Source organism: Streptomyces sp. yr375 (assembly GCF_900110755.1).
Taxonomy (GTDB): Bacteria; Actinomycetota; Actinomycetes; order Streptomycetales; family Streptomycetaceae; genus Streptomyces.
The window spans coordinates 25,792-47,344 of the sequence record NZ_FOFF01000059.1 but is presented as its reverse complement, the minus strand read 5'-3'; the positions used below and the strand labels follow the sequence as shown (position 1 = coordinate 47,344).

Sequence of the window (21,553 nt, the reverse complement as noted above, 5' to 3'; positions counted from 1 at the left end):
ACCCGTTCCGCCCTGCGGAACGACTGCCCACAGCGGTGGCGGGAGCGGCAGCGGCAGCGGTGGCGGCAGCGGTGGCGGTGGCGGCAGCGCCAGCGCCAGCGGCAGCGGCAGCGGCAGCGGTGGCGGGAGCGGCAGCGGTGGCGGCAGCGCCAGCGCCAGCGCCAGCGGGAGCGGCAGCGCCAGCGGCAGCGCCAGCGGCAGCGGCAGCGGCAGCGCCAGCGGCAGCGGCAGCGGCAGCGCCAGCGGCAGCGGCAGCGGCAGCGCCAGCGGCAGCGGCAGCGGCAGCGGCAGCGGCAGCGGCAGCGCCAGCCGCTACGACAGGCGTTCTGCCGCTGCTCTTACCCGTTCGTCCGTCGCCGTCAGGGCCACGCGTACGAAGGTTTCGCCTGCCGTGCCGTAGAAGTCGCCGGGGGCTACCAGGATGCCTTGGTTGGCGAGGTGGGCGACCGTGGTCCAGCAGGGCTCGTCTCGGGTGGCCCAGAGGTAGAGGCTGGCCTCGCTGTGTTCGATCCGGAAGCCGTGGGACAGGAGGGCCTCGCGCAGGAGGGTGCGGCGGGCCGCGTAGCGCTCGCGCTGTTCACGGACGTGGGTGTCGTCGCCGAGGGCCGCCACGACCGCCGCCTGCGTGGGCGCCGACGTCATCATGCCGCCGTGCTTGCGGATCTCCAGGAGGGGGCCGAGAACCGCCGGGTCGCCCGCCAGGAAGGCCGCCCGGTAACCGGCCAGGTTCGAGCGCTTGGAGAGCGAGTGGACCGCGACGATGCCCTCGTACGAGCCGCCGTTGACGTCCGGGTGGAGGACCGAGACCGGGTCGGCCTCCCAGCCCAGTTCGAGGTAGCACTCGTCGGAGAACAGCAGGATGCCGTGCTCCCGGGCCCAGGCCACGATCCGGGTCAGTTCCGCCTTGGAGAGCACCCGGCCCGTCGGGTTGGACGGCGAGTTCAGCCAGAGGAGCTTCAGGCCCGTCGGGTCCAGGTCGGTCGGGTCGTCGTAGACCTCGTACTCTGCGCGGGCCAGACGCGCGCCGACCTCGTACGTCGGGTAGGCCAGGCGCGGGTAGGCGACGCGGTCGCCGGGGCCGAGGCCGAGCTGGGTCGGGAGCCAGGCCACGAGTTCCTTGGAGCCGACGATCGGCAGGACGTGGCGGTGGGTGACCTCGCGGGCGCCGAGCCGGCGCTCCAGCCAGCCGGTGATCGCGTCACGCAGCGCCGGCGTGCCCCAGACCGTGGGGTAGCCCGGCGAGTCCGCCGCGTCGATCAGCGCCTTCTGGATCAGGTCGGGCACCGGGTCGACCGGGGTGCCGACGGAGAGGTCGACGATGCCGTCCGGGTGCGCTGCGGCCGTCTTCTTGTACGGCTCCAGCTTGTCCCAGGGGAAGGTGGGAAGACGGTCGGAGACTACGGAGGACACGGTGGTTGCTCGCTCTCTGAACGGGTACGGCAAACGCCCCGGCCCCAGAAGGGACCGAGGCGGACCGAGGCGGGTCGCTCGTTACTCGGCCTGCGGCGGCAGCGCGGCGACGAAGGGGTGGTCGCGCTCGATCAGACCCAGCTTGCTGGCGCCGCCGGGCGAGCCGAGCTCGTCGAAGAACTCGACGTTCGCCTTGTAGTAGTCCTTCCACTCCTCGGGAGTGTCGTCCTCGTAGAAGATGGCCTCGACCGGGCAGACCGGTTCACAGGCACCGCAGTCGACACATTCGTCCGGGTGGATGTACAAGGACCGCTGGCCCTCGTAGATGCAGTCGACCGGGCACTCTTCGATGCAGGCCTTGTCCTTCACGTCGACACAAGGCTGCGCGATGACGTAGGTCACGCTGTCGTTCCTCCTCGATAGGGCGCCGGCGGGCCTCCTCAGGCTCCGCCGCCTGGCGCGCGGGAGCGCGGCGTCGTCGATGCCCGCCCCTAGTATCTCCGTTCTTGGGCATGATCCGAACAGGAGGGGTGAACTGACCAGTGGGAATCTCGCACGCCGGACGCCTGGAGGTCCGGATAACCGCTGCTGACGTGGGAAAACGTGTCTCTGTGCGGTGTTTGACCGGACCTGGCGTCACCGAGGGGAAATTCACCGACACGGTGGGTGTTCTCACATCATGGGACGACGGTGTGCTCGTGATCACACGGAAGAGCGGGGAGAGCGTCCGCGTTGACGAATCCGCGCTGGTGGCGGGCAAGGTCGTACCGGCCGCGCCGGCCCGGCGGCGGGGTCCGGCCGCCTCGTACGAGGAGCTGGCCCGGGTCGCCGCGCGGGCGTGGCGGCCCGTGGAGAGCGAGCGGCTCGGCGCGTGGGAGCTGCGCGCCGCCGCCGGATTCACCCGGCGCGCCAACTCGGTGCTCCCCCTCGGCGACCCCGGCGTCCCGCTCGACGCGGCCCTGGACGTCGTACGGCGCTGGTACGGCGAGCGCGGGCTGCCCGCCTATGTGCAGACGGCGACGGGGGCCGAGGGCACCGAGGAGCTGCTGTGCGCGGAGCTGGAGCGGCGGGGGTGGGTGCGTGAGGTGACGGCGGAGGTGTGGGTCGGGGCGCTGGCACGGGTCGCGGACCGGGTGGAGGCCTCGGAGACCGAGGGTGTGGTGCTGGCTCGGGAGGCCGATGAGGCGTGGTTGGCGCGGTATCAGCGCAAGGGGGTGGGTGAGGTGGCTCAGAAGGTGCTGGGGAGCGGGCCTTCGGTGTGGTTCGCGTCCGTGGCCGGGGGGTCCGGGGGTGCTCCGGCGGCCATCGGGCGGTGTGTCGTGGACGGGCGGTGGGCCGGGTTCGCCGCCGTGGAGGTCGATCCGGCGCAGCGGCGCAAGGGGCTCGCCACGACCGTGATGGCGGCGTTGGCGCGGCGGGCGCTGGCCGAGGGGGCGTCGGCGGCCTGGCTTCAGGTGGAGGACGACAACGCGGGGGCGCGGGCGATGTACGCGGGGCTGGGCTTCGGCGCGCATCACTCGTACCACCACTATCGCGGGCCCGACCGGGAGACGTCGTGAGCGGCTTCGAGGCCGGTGAGGTGCGGCGGCGGTTCGCCGAGGAGGCTCGGGCCGAGCGGCCCGATCTGGCGCTGCTGTGCCTGCTGATCGGCGCGGCGGCGGACCCCGAGCTGGACGACGCCGGTCTGGACGCCGCCCAGATCGAGTTGGACCGACTCGCGGGGCGACTGCCGTACCGGCCCGGTGGGCCGCGCGAGTGGGCGGTCGCGCTACGGGAGTTGCTCGGCGAGGAGGGGTACGGGTTTCGCGGTTCGGCCGCGGACTACGACCGGCTGGAGTCGTCGCTGCTGCATCACGTGCTGGTACGGCGGCGGGGGTTGCCGATCCTGCTGTCGGTGGTGTGGGTGGAGGTGGCGCGGCGCGCCGGGGCTCCGGTGTACGGGGTCGCGCTGCCGGGGCACTTCGTGGTGGGGTTCGGACCGCCCGCGGATCTCGAGCGGCAGGTGCTGGTCGACCCCTTCGACGGTGGGCGGGTACTGACCGGCGGTGACGCGCAGTTGTTGGTCGCCGGGGCGACGGGGGCGCGGTTGGAGCCGTCGATGCTGAGCGCGGCCGAGCCGTTGGACGTCGTGACGCGGATCCTGAACAACATCCGGTCGTGGGCGGAGGCTCGGCCGGAGCGGTCGGAAGTCGCCCTGTGGGCAGTGGAGTTGGCGTTGACCCTGCCGTCGCATCCGGCGCGGTTGCGGTACGAGAAGGGGCAGTTGCTGGTACGGCGGGGGGATTTCGTGGGTGGGGCCGAGGAGATGGAGGAGTACGCCGGGCTGGTGGAGGTGGTGGACGAGGCGATGGCGGAGCGGGTGCGGAAAGAGGCGTTCGCCGCGCGGGCCATGTTGAACTGACCCACCTGGTGCCAAGCCGCCACCATCACCTCCACCACCACCGTCATCGTCATCGGCGAAATCCGGCCATCCTCAACCGGCTTTCCAGGTACGGGAGTTCCTCGGACTTGGCGAGCAGGTGCAGGTGGATTCTGAAGCCGTCCGGGTACGCGCCCTCGTCCTCGTCGTCCTGTTGGACGGTCGCGGTGTCGGAGAGGGCCGTCAGCAGCACGGTGAGGTCCCGGGCGGGCGCGTCGGCGAGGAGTTGGGCGGCGTCCTCGACCCGGATGGTCAGGGGTTGTGCGGGAGGCGGGCCGTCGGGGTCGTAGTGCCACAGCGCCTTTTCCGTGAGGCAGTCGTGGAAGGCGTCCCAGTTGTGGCCGAAGTGGGCGGGGAACTCCAGGGCTCGCGCCCACTCCGCGAACAGCTCCGCCCCGGTACGGCAGTCCGCGCCGCGCACGACGACCGGGGGCGCCGCTCCTGCCACTCCCCCGGGCTCGTGCGCGGTCAGTTCGATCCAGTCCATGACTATGACTATGCCTATGCCTATGACGAGGACTCTGTGTTCCCTGATCAGCCCTTGGCGGCCACGGAGATCAGCAGCAGGGCCCCCAGCAGGAAGCTGCCGATCTGGACGAAGATCGAGTCGCCCCGCTCGTCGGCCTGGCCCAGCGCGGCGTTGTTCTGTTCCTCGAAGGTCGCGTTCTCGATGGGCAGGAAGACGGTCGGGTCGACCGAGCCGCCGCCGCTGCCGCCCGCCGGCGGGTCACCGGCGGTCTCCTCCGCGACCGGCGTGAGGGAGTTGTCGGTGGTGAAGGTGTTCTCGGGGATCGAGGGTGCTGCGTCGTCGACGTCCGGGAGGTTCTGGTAGGCGAAGAGGTGGAAGTTCGCGTAGTGGTCGTCGGTGTAGAAGATGAACCCGTTGTTCGAGTCGCGGACGACGCGGCGGGCGTTGCGCGGCGTCCTGCGCGTCTGCCGGAAGTCGACGTCGTACTCGCTGAAGGACGGTGTCACGGCGGTGGGGAAGTTGGCCTGGATGAAGGCCGTGAGCTGGCCGTCCCGGTCGCCGAAGGTGCCGCCCCGGTACATGAAGGCGGTGACGCCGTTCTGGTCGACCTCCGATGACGTGGCCTTGTTCGTCGGCCACGCCTTGGCGTTCCAGAACGCGACCATCTCTTCGAGGTCGGACGGGAAGGTGAAGTTGTCGCCCTTGTCCGTGGCGGCGCTCGCCTTGTCCTGCGCCTGCGGGGCGAGCAGGGCGACGCCGCCCAGGATCGTCGCGATGGCGAGGAACAGTGCCAGGAACTTCGCGCTGAGCCAGCGCGAACGTCGTTTGTGCCTACGGATCTCAGCCGGTTCGGCGCTTGCGCCTGTGCTTGATTCGCTGTCTCTGTCCAAGGTCATGCCTGGGGAGTCTGGCTCTCGGCCGCTCGCGTCGCCCAGAGGCGAATGTCCCAACCCGCGAGTAAGGATCAACAGGTTTCCTGTCTAAACCCCTGCTATTCCAAAGAACTTCGCCGGGATCTCGCCGGGCTCACGTCGGGCTACAGCCAGCCCTTCTCTCGCGCTATCCGGACCGCTTCCGCCCTGTTGCGCACCGCGAGTTTCTGGATCGCCGTCGAGAGGTAGTTGCGGACGGTGCCCTGGGAGAGGTGGAGGGTCGCTGCCAGTTCCGCGTTGGTGGAGCCGTCCGCCGCCGCTCGCAGGATCTCGCGTTCGCGGTCGGTGAGGGGGTTGGCGCCGCCCGCCAGGGCCGCTGCCGCGAGGGTGGGATCGATGACCCGTTCGCCGGCCAGGACCTTGCGGACCGCTTCGGCGAGTTGGGCGGCGGGGGCGTCCTTGACGAGGAAGGCGTCGGCGCCGGCCTCCATGGCGCTGCGCAGGTAGCCGGGGCGGCCGAAGGTCGTGAGGACGACCAGCTTCAACTGCGGGAGTTCCTTGTGGAGTTGGGCCGCCGCCTCGATGCCCGTCGCGCCCGGCATCTCGATGTCGAGAAGGGCCACGTCGATGTCGTGGGCGCGGGCGGCCGCCAGCACCTCGTCGCCGCGCGCCACTTGGGCGACGACCTCGATGTCGTCCTCCAGGCCGAGCAGGGCGGCCAGGGCCTCGCGGACCATCGACTGGTCCTCGGCCAGAAGGACCTTGATCGTGCCACCAGTCATGAGCCGGATCCTACGTCCGCCACCGGGCCGGCCGGGACGCGGGCGGTCAGGCGGAAGCCGTGTTTGACGCGGCCCGCCTCCAGGGTGCCGCCCACCTTCTCCAGGCGTTCCGTCAGGCCCGTGAGGCCGTTGCCGGGGCCCTTTCCGGAGCCGCCTGAGCCGCCGGAGCCGTCGTCCTCGACGGAGAGTTCGAGGGCGGGGCCGTCGAGGGTCTGGCGGCGCACGAGGTCGATGGTGCAGCGGGCGGCGCCGCTGTGGCGTACGACGTTGGTGATGGCCTCGCGCAGGGCCCAGGCGAGGGCGGACTCGGTGTCCTCGGGGACGCCGTCCTGGTCCGGTTCGGCGGGGATCCGGGCGATGATGCCGGCCGCTGTCAACGCGACCTGCGCGCCCGCGAGTTCGGCGGCCAGGCGGGGGCGCCGGTAGCCGGTGACGGCCTCGCGGACGTCCACCAGGGCCTGGCGGCTGACCTGTTCGATGTCGGCGACCTGCCGGGCCGCCTTGTCGGGGTGGTCGGGGAGCATCCGGCCGGCCAGCTCGCTCTTCAGGGTGATGAGGGAGAGGGAGTGGCCGAGGAGGTCGTGCAGGTCTCTGGCCAGGCGCAACCGCTCCTCGTTGGCGGCGAGTTGGGCGACCGTGGCCCGGGCCTCGCGCAACTCCACCGTCGTACGGACGAGTTGGCTCACGCCCGTCATCGCGAAGCCGATGAGCAGGACCAGCAGGAGGAGGTTGAGCGCTTCGTCCTCGTCGGTGCGCAGGCCGACCAGGAGCAGCGTCGCGCCCGTCGCCGGGATCGTCCAGAACGCCCACCGCAGCGGGAGGACCATGCCGCAGGCCACGGAGACGTAGCAGTACAGGCCGAGCCAGGCGGAGCCGAGGGTGAGGCCGAGGACGGTGGCCAGCACCGCCATGGAGCCGATGAGGACGCCGATGAGCTTCGTGGGGTAGGGCCGCTCCCCCATGTTGCGGAAGAGGAGCGAGAGGTAGAGGGCGACGAACACCGCCAGGCCGAGCCAGCCCGCGACCGTGCCGCCGATGCTGTGGTCGCCGGAGATCAGGTCCTGGACCGGCGAGCTGAGGAAGACCAGCCAGACGCCGATCCACAGCAGTTTGCGCCCCCACAGCTCGCGCCGGGTGCGGGGCGGCTGGCCCAGCGGGATCATCGGTTCCCGCCGGGCCTCTCCGGGAAAGCCGTCCAGGTGGTCGTCCTTCATGGCGCTCACGCCTTCAGCGTGTCCTTCCGGTACAGCCAGGCCGCACCGCCCGTGAACAGGGCGAAGGAGACGGCCAGGATGACGATGTCCTTGGCGTGCGGGGCCTGGCTCTGCTCGATGGACTGCCCCAGCGCAGCGTACGCGTGTGTCGGCACCCACTTGGCTATGTCCTGCAGCCAGGTCGGGAAGGTCGTCGTGGGCATCCACAGGCCGCCGAGGATCGACAGGCCGAAGTAGGTGATCATCGTGATCGGGCGGACCGCGTCCCCGTTCGCGAGGTAGCCGATCGCGACGCCCAGGGCGGCGAAGACGAGGCTGCCGGCCCAGATCGCGCCGGTCAGCGCGAGCCACTGCCAGGCGTCCAGCCGTACGTCCTTCACGGCCGCCGCGACGGCGAAGACGACGACGATGGACGGCAGGCTGACCACGGCGGCGCTGGCGGTCTTCGCCAGGACGTAACCGCGCCCGGGGAGGGTGGTCAGGCGCAGTTGCCGTACCCAGCCGCTCTGGCGTTCCTTGGCGATGCGCTCGCTGTTGCCCATCAGGACGGCCGTGAGAGCGCCGAAGGAGGCCATCGAGACCATCATGTAGGTCGGGAGGGTGAGGCCCGTGCCGTCGACCTTCGCGGTGCCGTCGGCGCTGCCCGCGATGAGCAGGAACAGGACCGACGGGTAGATCACCGAGAAGAACAGGAACTTGCGGTTGCGCAGGGCGCGGGTGAGTTCCAGCTTGATGAGGCCGTTCACTTCGACTTCGCCTCCTCGGCGGTGGTGAGGGCCACGAAGGCCTGCTCCAGGCCGAGCCCGGCGACCTCGAGGTTGTGGGGGTAGAGGCCGAGGCCGTAGACGGCGTGGACGGTCGCGTCGGCGTCGGTGGACTGGATGCGGACGGTGCGGCCGGACACGTCGAGGGTGGTGAGGAACGGCAGGGCGCGCAGTGCGGCCTCGTCGATCCCGCCCTCCAGGTCGAAGGCGATCCTGCGGGCCCCGGCCTTGGCCTTGATCTCGGCGGCCGTGCCGTCGGCGAGCAGCCGGCCCCGGTGCAGGACGAGCACCCGGTCTGCGATGGCGTCGGCCTCTTCGAGGTAGTGGGTGGCGAACAGGACCGTACGGCCCTGGTCGGCCTGTTCGCGCATGGTGGCCCAGAAGGCCTGCCGGGTGGTGACGTCCATGCCGGTCGTCGGCTCGTCCAGGACGATGAGGTCGCTGTCGCCTGCGGTGGCGAGGGCGAACCGGACGCGTTGGGCCTGGCCGCCGGAGAGCTTGTCGACCTTGCGGTCGGCGATCTGGGTGACGCCCGCGCGGGCCAGCACGTCGGCGGGCCGGTACGGCTTCGGGTGCAGGGCACAGGCGAGCCGGACCAGCTCGGCGACCGTGACCTCGTCCATCAGGCCGCCGCTCTGGAGCATCGCGCCGACCCGCCCGGCGACGATCGCCTCGCGTGGGGTGGCGCCGAAGAGGCGGACGGCGCCGCTGTCGGGGTGCTTGAGGCCGAGCAGCAGGTCGAGGGTGGTGGACTTGCCCGCGCCGTTGGGGCCGAGCAGCGCCACGGTCTCGCCGGGGCGCAGCGCGAGCGTCAGGCCGTCCACGGCCCGTACCTCACCGAAGCTCTTGCTCACCTGGTCGAAACCGACCACCGGCACTGTCGTCGTCGTCATGACAGCAATCGTCGCCGCGCAGCGGGGCGGGCGGCAGTGTCGGTCGTCCTCAGTGCCGCATGACAGATGTCATGCGGCACCGTCTCGTCGTCAGGTCAGCTCGGGTTGGTCTCGATGATCGCGATCCGGTCCGTCGTGCTCTTCAGGGCCGGGCGCAGGGCGCCGATGACGTCCTGGACCGTGACGGCCGTCTTCTGGCCGGTGCCACGGGTGATGAGCACGGTGTCGAAGGTGCCGCCGTACAGCTCCTTCAGGGCGGGCTGGTCGTAGCTCTCGACGAGCTTGCCGTTGACCGCCTTGACCTGGAGGAACTTCCACAGGGAGTTCTTCGGGCTGAAAGCGATGCTGTGCAGGCCGTCCTTGGTCTGGAGCGTGACCTTGCCGGACATGGCCGGTTCGGCGAACTCCTTCATCATGCGGTCGACCTCGGCGTCGGACACCGTCGGCTGTTTGGTGGTCGTCGGCACGCTGACCGCCGTGGTCGTGCCGGTCTCCACCTGGTCGCGGTAGGCGGCCACGACGGCCGACTCGGCCTTCGCCGCGTCGATGCCCTTGCCCGCCTTGCCGTAGACGGCGACGGCCTTGCCGGACTCGAACTTGATCGTGCCGTCGGTGGCCGAGCCGGAGCCGCCCGCCGCGCTCGCCAGAGCGGCCTGGAGCTTCTCCTCGTCGACCGGCATCTCGGGCTCGACCTCGCGGTGCTGGCCGAACAGCGAGCCGATCACGGAGACCGGGTTGTAGTCGCTCTTGGCCGCGTCGTCGACGGTGGCCTGCATGTCGAACTGGAGGCCCGCCTGGTCCGGCCGCAGGAGGACGGTGCCGCCGCCGACGCTCAGCTTCAGCGACTGGGCGACGCGCTTGGAGAAGGCCTCGTCGAGCGTCTTGACGGCGTCGTCACGGGTGCCGCCGCCGATCTCCACGCCGAGGACGGTGGTGCCCTTGGGCACGTCGGAGTGGTTCATCAGCAGGCCTGCGCCGTACACGCCGACGCCCGCGACGACCACCAGGCCGCCCAGCAGGGGCAGCTTGCTGCGGCCCTTCTTCTTGGCCTTCTTCTTGGAGTTCGCGGAGTTCGCGGAGCCGCCGGTGGGCGCGCTGCGCGGGCCCGTGTCCGTGCCCGTACCGCCTGCGGGCACGACGGGGATGCCGCTGCTGAGGGTGTGCCCGGAGACGTTGTCGACGGGCCGCACGTTGAAGCTGTCCGCGCCCGGTTCGGGGGCGTGTTTCTGCGGGGTGAGGATCGCGGTGTCGTCGCTGAGTCCGCCGCCGGGGAGCCGTCCGGTGCCGGGGGCCGTGGAACGGGCGCCGCCGGGGGCGGAGGGCGGGCGGGTCACGCCGGGGGCGCCCGCCGCGCCGATCGCGCCGGCCGTGCCGCGCGCGCTGCCGCCCATCGGGGGCACCATCGGGCCGTCGCCGGTGACCGGACCGCCGGTCGGGCCCGCCGGACCGCCCTGCGGGCCGTTGAAGTCGTACGAGCCACCGGGACCGCCGGGGCCGCCGGGGAAACCGCCGCCCTGGCCGTTCTGGCCGTTGTCGGAGAAGTACGGCAGGTTGTCGCGGCGCGGCTCGGCACCGCCACCACCCTGCTGCCCCTGACCCGGACCCTGCTGCCCCTGCCCCTGCGGCCGCTGCCCCTGCCCCGGCCGCTGACCGGGGCGCGAGCCGTTGTTGCCGTTGTTGCCCAGGGGCCCGGCGGCGAGTGCCTCGGTGACGTCGAAGGAGCCCGTGCCGCCGCCGTGTCCCGGAGCCACGGGTCCGCCCGTGGCACCGCCCGGCATCCCGGAGCCGTTGGTCCCGCCGGGGCGGGCACCGCCCGGCACGCTCATGGAGCCGACGACGCCACCGGGACGCCCGGCACCCGGCCGGGGACCAGCAGGCGCACCGCTCGAAGGCGCGGGCGCAGGCGCACCCGTGCCGGCGGCCGAACCGCCCGGCAGACCGGCCCCGTTGGTGGAGCCGCCGCCCTGACCGCCCTTGCCGGACGAGGACTTGCGAGGCGCGAACCAGTCGCTCTTCTTCTCCTCGGCGGTGGGCGCGGGTTCGCCAGGCAGCTCGAACGAGCCGGTGTCGGACGACCCGCCCCCGTAGCCACCCGCTGAAGCCGCCGACTGCGCGTCGGCCCCGGTATTGGCGTTGGCGTTGCCGTTGCCGTTGGGGCTGTCGTCGCCCGCGTTTTCGGCGTCGGCGACGGGTTTGCGCACGACGACCGGTGGAATGGGCCGCGATCCCGGGATGTTGATGCGGATCCGGGTCGTCAGCGTGGTCTCGGTCTTCCGTTCCTCCGGTCGCGCGGCCGAACGACCCGCGTCCGCGCCGCCGTCGGACACCGCAGGGGTGCCGTACGGCGGCGTGCCCGAGGGATATGCGGCTCCGCCGCGCCCGTTGGACCCGTTGGGCCCGGAGGACGGACTGTCAGTTTCACGACTCAAGGCAGGTTCTCCAGGTTGGCTCCGCCGCCCGCCACGACCTCACGGGCAGCTCGGCGGCGCGCACCACCATACTGGCCACTTCTGGCCCGTATCCCATGACCGCCGAGGAAACCCACACCGGACTCCCACTGGCCCGCCAGGGTGAAGTGGTACGTCACTTGCCAAGTCGGACGTCGGTGCCGCCTGGTTGCCGCCCCAAACCGATCGTGGCACAGATCACAGCGAGCGCCATTCCACCGAGCAGGAAGAGGTACGAGCCGCCTCCCGCGCCGAACAGGAAGTCGCCCTCGGGGCGGCCGGCCGTGCACAGGACGACGGAGATCATCCAGCCTGCGGCGGGCGCGACGGCCCCGGCGCGGGTTTCCAGGGCGCGCGCCCCGCCGACGAACAGTCCGACCGCGCCGGCGAGCGCCAGGAGCAGGCCGCCGGGGAACCAGGCGGCCTGGACGAGCGCCCCGGCGAGCCCGGTGACGGCCCCGAGCAGGAACAGGCCCACATAGGCGGCGGCCCGTCCGGCGGGGGGCATCCGGAGCGGCTGGGCGAGCATCGACCCGCGCTCGGCCATCAGGCCACCGCCTCGGCGTCGACACCGGCGAAGAGATCGCTCTCCGGCAGCTCTGTGGCTTCCCCACGTACGAGTTCGTAGTACTCGGTGGTGAAGAGGGGCTGGGCGAGTTCGTTGGAGAGGGCGAAGTACCGCTCGCCGGGGGCGACTTCGACCTGCGTGGCGTGGGCACGCATGGCGGCGGCCTTGGCGGAGACGTGGGCATCGCCGCCATGAATCTCAGCGGTAACACGTTCACCGTCCACAACACCTGGCACATCATCGACGACGGCGCTCTTGGTGAAGGGCAGCCCCGGCAGCTCCTCCTGGAGCCGGGCGAAGGCGGCCTCGGTGACGGAGCGCGGGACGCGGTTGACGTACACCTTGGGGATACGCCACCCGGCGGCCTCGGCCAGCTCCAGCGCGCGCATGGCGACGCGGTGGGCCTGGATGTGGTCGGGGTGGCCGTAGCCGCCGTTGTCGTCGTACGTGACGAGCACCTGGGGCCGTACCTCGAGGATCACCTCGACGAGCGACGTGGCGGCTTCGTCGACATCAGCCTGCCAGAAGCAGCCGGGGTCGTCGTTCTCGGCGAGGCCCATCATCCCGGAGTCGCCGTACCGACCCGTGCCGCCGAGCAGCCGGAAGTCGTCGACACCCAGCTCGGCCATGGCGGCGGTGAGCTCACCCAGCCGATGCTCACCGAGGGCGGCCCCGGCGAGATGCCGCAACTCCGGCGGAATCACCTCACCGAGTTCCCCGAGGGTGCAGGTGACCAGCGTCACACGAGCACCCTCGGCCGCATACCTGGCCATGGTCACGCCATTGTTGATCGACTCGTCATCCGGGTGAGCATGCACCAACAACAGACGCCGACCGGTCAATTCCTTCATACCCCCACCCTACGAGGCGGGCTCGTCCCCAAAGATCTCGACAGCGGACGTGGCGGTGATGGCCCGAGCGAGCCAGTGCCGGAGAAGGTCGATGTCGTAACAGCCGGTGACACGCTCACGGACCCCGTCGGAAACGTCGAGACCACGGGCTTCCAAGACGATCAGTACGCCCTTCGCCCAGACCTCAGCACAGGCCTCAGCAAAGCCCTCGGCGAAGCCCTGGACTCGGCCTTCCTCGCGGATCTCCTCCGCGATGAACGACTTGTAGAAGGAGAGGTCCACAGCCACGCCTACTCGTCCCCGAAGATCTCTGCGGCAGACGTGGCGGTGGCGGCGCGGAGGAACCACTCGTGGAGGAGCTCGAGGTCGCTGCACTCCGCGATCCGCTCACGCACGTCGGCAGAAACATCGATGCCGCGCCGCTCCAGGGTGGCCAGTATCACCCTGACGTAGGTGTTGACACTCCCCTCGACGCGTCCTTGGCCGAGACCTTCCTCGCGGCCCTCTTCGCGGCCTTTCTCGCGGCCTTCGTCGCGCAGCTCTTCCGCGAGGTCTGACTTGTAGAAGGAAAGGTCCACGGCCACCAGGTTCCTCCAGAGCTCTTTGGCCGGGCGCTTGCCCAGGCCCTGTGTGATGAGTTCGATGATGGGGGCGACGGTGTCTTCGCGCTCCTGTTTCAGAGCGGTGGACAGGGTCTTCAGTATGTCACCAATGGCCGGATCGCCCGCGTGTGTGATGGCCGCGAGGGTGGCCAGTACGAGGTCCTCGGCGGCCTCGGTCGGGTCGGTGATCATCGGCATGTTGTGGGGGCCCGCCACGAGGGGCCTGATGGTGAGGGTGGGGAGCTGGGGAGGCCCGCTGGCCACCGATTGCTGGGCCCAGGCGGCGGTGGCGTGGTCCTGGACGACGACCATGAGCGCCGTGGGCAGCCGGTATTTGCTCCACAGATACGCGGTGTAATACGCCCAGCTCGCGGGCTTGGTCAGGTTCTTGTTGCCCTGAGCCTCGATGGCGAGGAGGAAGTCGCCGTGTTCCACGCTGTCGAAGCGCAGGAGGGTGTCCACCCGCCGTTCGACGGGGCCGGTCTCGGTGAGGTCCGTGGGCAGGATCGTGACGCTGTCCGGGACGGGAAGGTCGCAGCCGAGGACTTTCGAGACGCGGCTGAAGAGGTGGGTGTCGTGCTGGAAGATCCGGTGCATCGCTTCATGCGGCGAGCTGACCATGCGGTTCCTTGGTTGCTTGGTTCCTGGGTTCTTGGGTTCTTAGTCGTGGGGCCGTCGGCAGTCGCCGCATCTGTCCGCGCCCGTGGATTTGAAGGCTCGGTCGCAGCCGTCGCAGTTGCGGAGTTTGGGGCGGGGGCCCTGGGGTGGGGCGGCCGGGGCGCGGTATGGCGGGAGGGGTGGGAGTTGGGCGGTCAGGCGGTGGGCCAGGAAGGCCGCTGGGCGGCGTAGGGGGTCGGCCGGGAGGTCGGTGGTGAGGGCGTGGCGTACGGCTGTGGGGGTGATCTCGCGTTCCAGCCAGGCGGCGACCCCGGGGGCCAGATGGTCGGCGTCGGTCGCGGAGAGGAGCAGGCGGGGGTCGTCGCGGCGGAGGCCGGCGAGGAGGTCCACGGCCGTCTGGAGGAGCTGGGGGGACGAGTACGCGGGCTGTGGGACCGGCGGGAGCTGTTTCTTGCGGGGCGGGGCCGGACGGCGTACCGGCGGCCTCGGCGGAGGCTCGGGGGCGTCGCCCCGGCGGCCGGGCTGGTTGCAGGACACCGTGCGGGTGACGATCCGGCCGTCCGGGACGCGCTTGCGTTCGCGGCGCAGGTAGCCGTGGGTTTCCAGTTCGCGTAACGCGGCGGCGATGCGCGTCGCGCCCTCGGGGAAGCGGGCCGTGAGGGACTTGATGTCGACGCGGACGCCCGCCGGGAGCGACTGGAGGTGCACCGCCAGGCCGATCGCCAGGAGGGTCAGCTCCTTGTGCTGGGCGAGGTGGTTGCCGATCACCGTGAAGCGGGTGGTGTGGCGGGTGTTGTCGTGGGTGAGTCCGCCCGCGTGGGGGTGGTTTTTGCGCGGGGTGCCGGACTCGGCGCACGGCGGCGCGCTAGGGTTTTCCGTATCCATCGGGAAGGTCTCTCTTCCTCGGTGGTCAGGCCCTCGCACTGGGATTGCCGTCCCGGCGAGGGCCGTCGCATGTCTGCGGTGGTGTTGGGGCGAGCGTAGGGCAGACAACCCGTGCCGAAACCAGCCGAGTTGGCATATTCACTCGCGGGAGTGAGTTTGCGCTGCGGGCGGGAGGGGTGGGGCTTGGTGGGGTTCTTTCACCCTCGTGGTCCTTGGGAAAGAGCGCCCCTCGCACCGGAACACGAGGCGTCGGGTTCCGGTGCCAACGGGCGTGGGAGTGGACGCGGGCGTGGGAGCGCGACCTCGGCCCACACCGTCTTGCGCGGACGCATCTCCGGTGCCCAGCCCCACCGGTCGGCGAGCGCCTCGACGATGAGCAGTCCGCGACCCGACTCGGAATCGGTTTCCGGGGGCGTCCGGCGGGGGCGGGGCGGCCGGTCCCCCATGGTGTCCGTCACCTCGATGCGCAACGTGTTCGCGATGACGTAGAGCGACAGCCGGAAGTCCCGGCCGGGGATGCGTCCGTGGGTCGCCGCGTTCGTCGCGAGTTCGGCGACGAGTTGGCGGGCCGGGTCCAAGGGCAGTTCCCAGGAGCGCAGTTGTTCCACCGCGAGCAGGCGCGCGAGGCGGGCTCCGCGAGGCGTGGGTGACAGGCGCACGCAGAAGTTGCGGAAGTGGTGGGCAGGTTGGAGCTCGGGGGAGGCGGTTTGCTCAATCACGTGACTCAGAGTGGCCGCTCACGCTTACCGTGAACAGTGACGTCGCCGTTGCGTACGGTGACTGTCCGGACGTTGTCCGGTCGTGTCGGCGCTGTCGGTTCGAGTGACGGAGGGGTGCGAAGTGACTCAGGTGAACGGCAAAGAGGTTCAGCTCAAGGAGGAGGCGGACGAGCCGGGTTGGGAGGTGGACCCCAACGACCACTGGGGCATGGCTGTTTTGGAGATGGTCGGACGGCAACTGAAACTTCGGCGGGAGGCCCTGGGAATGCGCGCCGCCAACTTCGCAGCGGCGGTCGGGTACGGCGAGGACCTCGTCTACAAGATCGAGGGCGGCAAGCGGATCCCCCGCCTCGAGTATCTGGACAAGGCCGACGAGGTTCTGGACGCCGGTGGGCTGATCTCGGCCATGAAGGAGGACGTGGAGAAGGTCAGTTACCCAAAGAAGGTTCGGGACTTGGCCGACAGGGAGGCCAAGGCCGTCGAAATGGGCGTGTACGTGTGCAGCAGCCTCCCCGGCCTGCTGCAGACCCCCGAGCACGCCCGCGCCCTGATCGAAGCGGCCCAGCCGCCGTACTCGCCGAACAACCTGGAACGCATGGTGGCCGCTCGTGTGGCCCGGCGGTCGGTCTTCGAACGGGACCCGGCTCCTTCGTGCCACTTCGTGCTGGAAGAGGCCCCGCTGCGTCGGCAGGTTGGAGGCACAATGGCATGGCAACGGCAACTCGAACACTTGCTGGAAGTGGCGCAGTTGAACAACGTCACGCTTCAGGTCATGCCGACGAACACGGACCCCCATCCGGGGCTGGACGGCAAGATCGAGCTGTTGAAGTTCCCGGACGGGACAGCAGCAGGACGTTCCGACGGTGCCTTCGGTGGCCGACCAGTCACGGATCCAAGGCAGCTCCGCATCCTTGAGCTGCGCTATGGCACCATCCGAGCGCAGGCACTCCCACCACGGGAGTCACTGGCCTTCATCGAGAAACTGCTGGGAGAGACATGATGCGCAAGACCTCCGCCGGAACCATCGCCCAACTGGCGTGGTTCAAGAGCAGCCACAGCGGCGGGCCCGACGGTGAAACCTGCGTCGAAGTCGCCCTGAACTGGTTCAAGAGCAGCTACAGCGATGGCACCGACGGCGAGTCCTGCGTGGAGATCGCCACCACCCCCACCACCATCCACGTCCGCGACTCCAAGCACGGCGACGACAGCCCCCGCCTCGCGCTGTCGCCCGAGGCGTGGACCGTCTTCGTGCCGTACGTCCAGAAGCCGTCGTACGTCTAGAACTTGATGCTGCCGATCATGCTGGCGACGCTTGTCGTCAGGTCGCTGATCGTCGGTGCGATCGTCGAAGAGGCCAGGTAGAAACCGAGCAGCATGCAGACAACCGCGTGACCACCCTTCAGTCCCGACTTCTTGATCAACAAGAAGACGACGATCGCCAGCAGCACCACCGCTGAAATCGAGAGCGCCACGGCGGCTCACCTCCAAGAACCCGGGAACGTGGGGGCAAAAGCAGAACAAGGGAACTTGTAAATCCATACATCGGCCAGCAGGTTCATACCCACACAGCGCTAGTGATCATAACTATGTGTGGGTGCGCATCTCGCGGCGCACAGCCGCACAAGGGGGTCGCATGGCCAATATGGTCGGGCCATGACGACCGAGTCCGAGTCCTTCCCCCGCCGGCACGCCCGCACGCAGCGTTTCACCCTCGGCGCGCCGCGTTCGTTCACCGTCGCGCCCGACGGTTCCCGGGTCGCGTTCCTGCGCTCCGGTTCCGGTACGGATCGGGCGAACTCCCTCTGGGTGCTCGACCCGGCGGACGGCACGGAACGCCTCGTCGCCGACCCGGGCACCCTTCTCGGCGGCGCTTCCGAGAACCTCCCGCCGGAGGAGAAAGCGCGGCGCGAACGCAGTCGCGAGGGGGGTGCGGGGATCGTCGGATACGCCACCGACACGGCCGTCGAACTGGCGTCTTTCACCTTGTCAGGGCGGCTTTTCACGGCCGGGCTGCGGGACGGCGGGGTGCGCGGGATCGGCGTTCCGGGGCCGGTGATCGACCCCCGCCCGTCGCCCGACGGACAGCTCGTCGCGTACGTCACCGGGGGCGCTCTGCGGGTGGTCGACTCCGGGGGTACGGACGACCGGGCGGTGGCGGAACCGGAATCGGACAAAGTTTCGTATGGCCTGGCGGAGTTCATCGCGGCCGAGTCGATGCACCGGCTGCGGGGCTTCTGGTGGGCTCCGGAGTCGGACCGGCTGCTGGTCAGCCGCGTGGACGACACGCCGGTGCAGCGGTGGTGGCTCTCCGATCCGGCCCACCCGAAACGTGACCCACAACACGTGCCCTATCCATCTGCCGGGACGCCCAACGCTGACGTACGCCTGTTCGTGTTCGGGCTCGACGGGGTGCGTACGGAGGTCGTCTGGGACCGGGCCCGGTACCCGTATCTGGCACGAGTGCACTGGTCAGAGGCGGGTGCGCCGCTGATTCTCGTACAAGCGCGCGATCAGCGCAGCCAGCTTTTCCTGGCCGTGGACGCCGATTCCGGGGCCACCCGGATGGTGCACGCGGACGAAGATCAGATTTGGCTTGAACTTTTCCCCGGAGTGCCCTGCTGGAGCCCTTCCGGGCAGTTGATCCGGATCGCCGACGAGGGCGGCGCGCGGGTCCTCACCGTCGGCGAACGTCCACTGACCGGCGCGCAGTTGCACGTCCGGGCGGTGCTGGACGTCACCGCCCACGACGTGCTCGTCTCCGCCTCCGCCGGGGAGGACGCGACCGCTGCGGAGATCGGCGAGGTGCACGTCTACCGGGTCAATGAACTCGGCATGGAGCGCCTCTCGCAGGAGCCCGGCGTGCACACGGCGGTGCGCGCCGGGAAGGTGACCGTGCTGGTGTCGGCGACGCCGGACCGGCCGGGGAGCGTGGCGCGGGTACTGCGGGCGGACGGCAAGCCCGCGAGGACCGTCCTCTCCCACGCGGAGGATCCCGGCCTCACCCCGCGCGTGACGCTGACACAGGGGGGCGCACGGCGGATCCCGTGCGCCGTGCTTATGCCCACGGACTACGACACGACATCCGACACGGGTACTCCACTCCCCGTCCTCATGGACCCCTACGGGGGGCCGCACGGGCAGCGGGTGGTGGCCGCGCACAACGCGCACCTCACCTCGCAGTGGTTCGCCGACCAGGGGTTCGCGGTGGTCGTCGCCGACGGACGGGGCACCCCGGGCCGCTCCCCCGCCTGGGAGAAGGCCATCAAGAACGACGTGGCCGCCATCGCCCTCCAGGACCAGGTCGACGCCCTGCACGCGCTCGCCGAGCGCTTCCCGCTCGACCTGACCCGGGTCGCCATCCGGGGCTGGTCCTTCGGCGGCTACCTCGCCGGGCTCGCGGCACTGCGCCGCCCCGACGTGTTCCACGCGGCGATCGTCGGCGCGCCGGTCACCGACCTGCGCCTGTACGACACCCACTACGAGGAGCGCTACCTCGGCCACCCCGGGGAACAGCCGGAGGTCTACCGGCGCAACTCGCTGATCGACGACGAGGGGTTGGTGGACGCGGTCGAGCCGGCCCGCCCGATGATGATCGTCCACGGGCTGGCGGACGACAACGTGGTCGTCGCCCACTCCCTGCGGCTGTCCTCGGCGCTGCTGGCGGCGGGCCGCCCGCACGAGGTGCTCCCCCTGTCAGGCGTGACCCACATCACCCCGCAGGAACAGGTCGCGGAGAACCTGCTCCACCTCCAGTTGGACTTCCTCCGCCGCTCCCTGGGCCTCGCCCAGACAAAGACACAGCGGTAGGCATTGCAACGGGCCGGGGCGACATGGCGCGCCCCGGCCCGTTTACGGCACCCGCACGGCCGTACGCTGTTCAGACTGACGCGTCCGTATATCGGAATCGGGTCAGCCAAGTTGCCTGCTTGTTAACGCGGTTGTGATGCAAATGTGCGGCTGTACACCCTAGTTGTCGTGATCTTGCCCGGGATCTTCCCGGTGGTCTTCGGGTGGGACGACGCGTTTCTCCTCCGCGAAGTGGCACGCCGAGTCGTGTGCCGCCGGGCCGGGCGCGAGCCGGAACTCCGCGGGGACCGCGAGCAGCGGCACCTCCAGCGCGCAGCGTTCCGCCGCCTTCCAGCAGCGGGTGCGGAAGCGGCAGCCGGACGGGATGTTCGTCGGGGACGGGACGTCGCCGGTGAGGATGATCCGCTCCCGGCGCTCCCGCGCCTCCGGGTCCGGGACGGGCACCGCCGACAGCAGCGCCTGGGTGTAGGGATGCGTCGGATGGTCGTAGATCTCCTCGTCCTTGCCGATCTCCACGATCCGGCCGAGGTACATGACGCCGACCCGGTCCGAGATGTGGCGGACGATCGACAGGTCGTGGGCGATGAAGAGGTACGAGAGGTCGAACTCGCTCTGCAACCGGTCCAGCAGGTTGATCACCTGCGCCTGGACCGACACGTCCAGCGCGGACACCGGTTCGTCGGCGACGATCACCTCGGGGCGCAGGGCCAGTCCGCGCGCGATGCCGATGCGCTGGCGCTGGCCGCCGGAGAACTGGTGCGGGTAGCGGTTGATGTACTCCGGGTTCAGCCCTACGACGTCCAGGAGATCCTGGACCTTTCGTCGGCGGTCTCCCTTAGGGGCGACCTCGGGGTGGATCTCGTACGGCTCCCCGATGATGTCGCCGACGGTCATGCGCGGGTTGAGGGAGGTGTACGGGTCCTGGAACACCATCTGGATGTTGCGGCGGACCGTGCGCAGGGCCTTGCCCGACAGGGCCGTGATGTCCTCGCCCTTGTAGCGGATCTCGCCGGCCGTCGGCTTCTCCAGGTTGACCAGCATCTTGGCCACCGTCGACTTGCCGCAGCCCGACTCCCCCACGATGCCCAGGGTTTCGCCCTTGGCAAGGGTGAAGTCGACGCCGTCGACCGCCTTCACCGCGCCGACCTGCTTCCGGAAGACGATGCCCTGGGTGAGCGGGTAGTGCTTGACGAGCCCGGTGACTTCGAGGATCGGCTCGACCGATACGGAACTAGCCATGGAGGCACTCCCGCCAGAAGTGGCACGCGCTGGTGCGGCCCGTATCGACACCATCCGAGTCCGAGTCCTCGACCTCGTACAGCGGGGGCACATCCCTGCGGCACACGAGCTGGGCCATCGGGCAGCGGGGGTTGAAGGCGCAGCCGGGCGGGATGGCCATCAGGTTGGGGGGCAGGCCCTTGATGGCGTAGAGCTCGTGGCCCTTCTGGTCCAGGCGCGGGATGGAGTCGAGCAGGCCCCGGGTGTAGGGGTGGGCCGGGGCCTTGTAGATGTCGTGGACGGGGGCCGACTCGACGATCCGGCCGGCGTACATGACCGCGATGCGGTCGGCGACGTCGGCGACGACGCCCAGGTCGTGGGTGATGAGGATGAGCCCCATGTGGTACTCGCGCTGCAACTCCGCGAGCAGGTCCATGACTTGGGCCTGGACCGTGACATCGAGGGCGGTGGTGGGCTCGTCGGCGATGATCAGCGCCGGTTCGAGGGCGAGCGCCATCGCGATCATGATGCGCTGGCGCATGCCGCCGGAGAACTGGTGCGGGTAGTCCCTGACCCGTTCGCGGGCGGCCGGGATGCGGACATGGTCCATCAGCTCCACGGCCTTCGTCCGCGCGTCCTTGCGGGACATGCCCCGGTGCACGACGAACATCTCGCCGAGCTGGTCGCCGACCGTCAGCACGGGGTTGAGGGACGACAGGGCGTCCTGGAAGATCATCGCCATCTCCGCGCCCCGGACCTTCCGGCGCTCCTCCTCCTTGAGGAGGAGCAGGTCCCGCCCCTTGAAGAGGATCTCGCCGCCGGTGATCCTGCCCGGCGGCATGTCGAGGATGCCCATGATCGCCTGCGCGGTGACGGACTTCCCGGACCCGGACTCCCCGAGCACGGCCAGCGTCTCCCCCGCCTCCACCCCGTAACTGACCCCGTTGACGGCCCGCGCGTTCCCGTCCCGGGTCCTGAACTCCACATGCAGATCACGCACTTCGAGCAGCATCGC

At 70.2% G+C, this 21,553-nt stretch carries 23 protein-coding genes; 5 read left to right on the top strand and 18 right to left on the bottom strand.

All coding sequences use genetic code 11. The annotated features are described in order from the left end of the window. Positions 1 to 312: 312 nt before the first annotated feature. The gene (locus BMZ82_RS35280; RefSeq protein ID WP_093781485.1) at positions 313 to 1,410 is read right to left on the bottom strand and encodes a bifunctional succinyldiaminopimelate transaminase/glutamate-prephenate aminotransferase; all 1,098 of its coding nucleotides are present in this window, start codon (positions 1,408 to 1,410) and stop codon (positions 313 to 315) included. An 81-nt stretch (positions 1,411 to 1,491) separates the two neighbouring features. Beyond that, entirely contained in the window at positions 1,492 to 1,812 is a 321-nt protein-coding gene (gene fdxA, locus BMZ82_RS35275) for a ferredoxin (protein ID WP_007495984.1), read from the bottom strand. Between the two features lie 140 nt (positions 1,813 to 1,952). On the opposite strand from fdxA, the gene BMZ82_RS35270 reads away from it, so the two are divergent. Beyond that, a complete protein-coding gene (locus tag BMZ82_RS35270; RefSeq protein ID WP_093781484.1) occupies positions 1,953 to 2,969 on the top strand; it encodes a GNAT family N-acetyltransferase in 1,017 nt (338 codons plus the stop codon). Continuing rightward, positions 2,966 to 3,811, top strand: coding sequence for a transglutaminase family protein (locus tag BMZ82_RS35265; RefSeq protein ID WP_093781483.1), 846 nt, complete (start codon positions 2,966 to 2,968; stop codon positions 3,809 to 3,811). The genes BMZ82_RS35270 and BMZ82_RS35265 overlap by 4 nt, the downstream gene beginning before the upstream one ends. Before the next feature lie 49 nt (positions 3,812 to 3,860). Here BMZ82_RS35265 and BMZ82_RS35260 read toward each other — a convergent pair whose 3' ends face one another. From BMZ82_RS35260 to BMZ82_RS35195, 13 genes are all read right to left on the bottom strand, one after another. Further along, a complete protein-coding gene (locus BMZ82_RS35260) occupies positions 3,861 to 4,316 on the bottom strand; it encodes a barstar family protein (protein ID WP_093781482.1) in 456 nt (151 codons plus the stop codon). A gap of 47 nt (positions 4,317 to 4,363) precedes the next feature. Beyond that, the gene (locus tag BMZ82_RS35255; RefSeq protein WP_093781481.1) at positions 4,364 to 5,194 is read right to left on the bottom strand and encodes a ribonuclease domain-containing protein; all 831 of its coding nucleotides are present in this window, start codon (positions 5,192 to 5,194) and stop codon (positions 4,364 to 4,366) included. A 140-nt stretch (positions 5,195 to 5,334) separates the two neighbouring features. Continuing rightward, positions 5,335 to 5,952, bottom strand: a complete 618-nt coding sequence (locus BMZ82_RS35250; RefSeq protein WP_093781480.1) for a response regulator transcription factor — start codon at positions 5,950 to 5,952, stop codon at positions 5,335 to 5,337. Beyond that, positions 5,949 to 7,175 carry a sensor histidine kinase gene (locus BMZ82_RS35245; protein WP_371271346.1) on the bottom strand — a complete coding sequence of 409 codons (1,227 nt, stop codon included), beginning with the start codon at positions 7,173 to 7,175 and terminating at the stop codon, positions 5,949 to 5,951. The genes BMZ82_RS35250 and BMZ82_RS35245 overlap by 4 nt, the downstream gene beginning before the upstream one ends. Further along, positions 7,172 to 7,912 (bottom strand): ABC transporter permease, encoded by a 741-nt coding sequence (locus BMZ82_RS35240; protein ID WP_093781479.1) that lies wholly within the window; start codon positions 7,910 to 7,912, stop codon positions 7,172 to 7,174. Before BMZ82_RS35240 ends, BMZ82_RS35245 begins: the two co-directional genes overlap by 4 nt. After that, positions 7,909 to 8,823 carry an ABC transporter ATP-binding protein gene (locus BMZ82_RS35235; RefSeq protein ID WP_093781478.1) on the bottom strand — a complete coding sequence of 305 codons (915 nt, stop codon included), beginning with the start codon at positions 8,821 to 8,823 and terminating at the stop codon, positions 7,909 to 7,911. The genes BMZ82_RS35240 and BMZ82_RS35235 overlap by 4 nt, the downstream gene beginning before the upstream one ends. A 95-nt stretch (positions 8,824 to 8,918) precedes the next feature. Beyond that, positions 8,919 to 11,252 carry a hypothetical protein gene (locus BMZ82_RS35230; protein ID WP_177244813.1) on the bottom strand — a complete coding sequence of 778 codons (2,334 nt, stop codon included), beginning with the start codon at positions 11,250 to 11,252 and terminating at the stop codon, positions 8,919 to 8,921. Positions 11,253 to 11,406: 154 nt separating this feature from the next. Beyond that, positions 11,407 to 11,817: a DUF6113 family protein gene (locus tag BMZ82_RS35220; protein ID WP_093781475.1), complete on the bottom strand. Its 411-nt coding sequence runs from the start codon at positions 11,815 to 11,817 to the stop codon at positions 11,407 to 11,409. Continuing rightward, positions 11,817 to 12,689: an N-acetyl-1-D-myo-inositol-2-amino-2-deoxy-alpha-D-glucopyranoside deacetylase gene (gene mshB / locus BMZ82_RS35215; RefSeq protein WP_093781474.1), complete on the bottom strand. Its 873-nt coding sequence runs from the start codon at positions 12,687 to 12,689 to the stop codon at positions 11,817 to 11,819. Before mshB ends, BMZ82_RS35220 begins: the two co-directional genes overlap by 1 nt. Positions 12,690 to 12,698: 9 nt before the next feature. Continuing rightward, the gene (locus BMZ82_RS35210; protein WP_093781473.1) at positions 12,699 to 12,977 is read right to left on the bottom strand and encodes a hypothetical protein; all 279 of its coding nucleotides are present in this window, start codon (positions 12,975 to 12,977) and stop codon (positions 12,699 to 12,701) included. 2 nt (positions 12,978 to 12,979) lie between these two features. After that, positions 12,980 to 13,912 carry a hypothetical protein gene (locus BMZ82_RS35205; protein WP_093781472.1) on the bottom strand — a complete coding sequence of 311 codons (933 nt, stop codon included), beginning with the start codon at positions 13,910 to 13,912 and terminating at the stop codon, positions 12,980 to 12,982. Positions 13,913 to 13,951: 39 nt separating this feature from the next. After that, positions 13,952 to 14,794, bottom strand: coding sequence for a helix-turn-helix domain-containing protein (locus BMZ82_RS35200; RefSeq protein WP_093781471.1), 843 nt, complete (start codon positions 14,792 to 14,794; stop codon positions 13,952 to 13,954). 197 nt (positions 14,795 to 14,991) lie between these two features. Continuing rightward, on the bottom strand, positions 14,992 to 15,513 hold the full coding sequence (locus BMZ82_RS35195) for an ATP-binding protein (RefSeq protein ID WP_093781470.1): 522 nt from the start codon (positions 15,511 to 15,513) through the stop codon (positions 14,992 to 14,994). Positions 15,514 to 15,721: 208 nt separating this feature from the next. On the opposite strand from BMZ82_RS35195, the gene BMZ82_RS35190 reads away from it, so the two are divergent. Both BMZ82_RS35190 and BMZ82_RS35185 read left to right on the top strand, forming a co-directional pair. Continuing rightward, positions 15,722 to 16,513: a helix-turn-helix domain-containing protein gene (locus tag BMZ82_RS35190; RefSeq protein ID WP_093781489.1), complete on the top strand. Its 792-nt coding sequence runs from the start codon at positions 15,722 to 15,724 to the stop codon at positions 16,511 to 16,513. Beyond that, entirely contained in the window at positions 16,510 to 16,794 is a 285-nt protein-coding gene (locus tag BMZ82_RS35185; protein WP_093781469.1) for a DUF397 domain-containing protein, read from the top strand. Before BMZ82_RS35190 ends, BMZ82_RS35185 begins: the two co-directional genes overlap by 4 nt. Here BMZ82_RS35185 and BMZ82_RS35180 read toward each other — a convergent pair. After that, on the bottom strand, positions 16,791 to 16,985 hold the full coding sequence (locus BMZ82_RS35180) for a hypothetical protein (protein WP_093781468.1): 195 nt from the start codon (positions 16,983 to 16,985) through the stop codon (positions 16,791 to 16,793). The two genes, BMZ82_RS35185 and BMZ82_RS35180, sit on opposite strands and share 4 nt — an antisense overlap. Positions 16,986 to 17,166: 181 nt before the next feature. Here BMZ82_RS35180 and BMZ82_RS35175 point away from each other — a divergent pair, with 181 nt between their 5' ends. Then, positions 17,167 to 19,320 carry a S9 family peptidase gene (locus BMZ82_RS35175; RefSeq protein WP_093781467.1) on the top strand — a complete coding sequence of 718 codons (2,154 nt, stop codon included), beginning with the start codon at positions 17,167 to 17,169 and terminating at the stop codon, positions 19,318 to 19,320. Between the two features lie 159 nt (positions 19,321 to 19,479). On the opposite strand, the gene BMZ82_RS35170 is transcribed toward BMZ82_RS35175, so the two are convergent. Then, complete coding sequence (locus tag BMZ82_RS35170) at positions 19,480 to 20,559, bottom strand: ABC transporter ATP-binding protein (RefSeq protein ID WP_093781466.1); 1,080 nt, start codon at positions 20,557 to 20,559, stop codon at positions 19,480 to 19,482. After that, on the bottom strand, positions 20,552 to 21,550 hold the full coding sequence (locus BMZ82_RS35165) for an ABC transporter ATP-binding protein (RefSeq protein WP_093781465.1): 999 nt from the start codon (positions 21,548 to 21,550) through the stop codon (positions 20,552 to 20,554). The genes BMZ82_RS35170 and BMZ82_RS35165 overlap by 8 nt, the downstream gene beginning before the upstream one ends. Positions 21,551 to 21,553 lie beyond the last annotated feature (3 nt).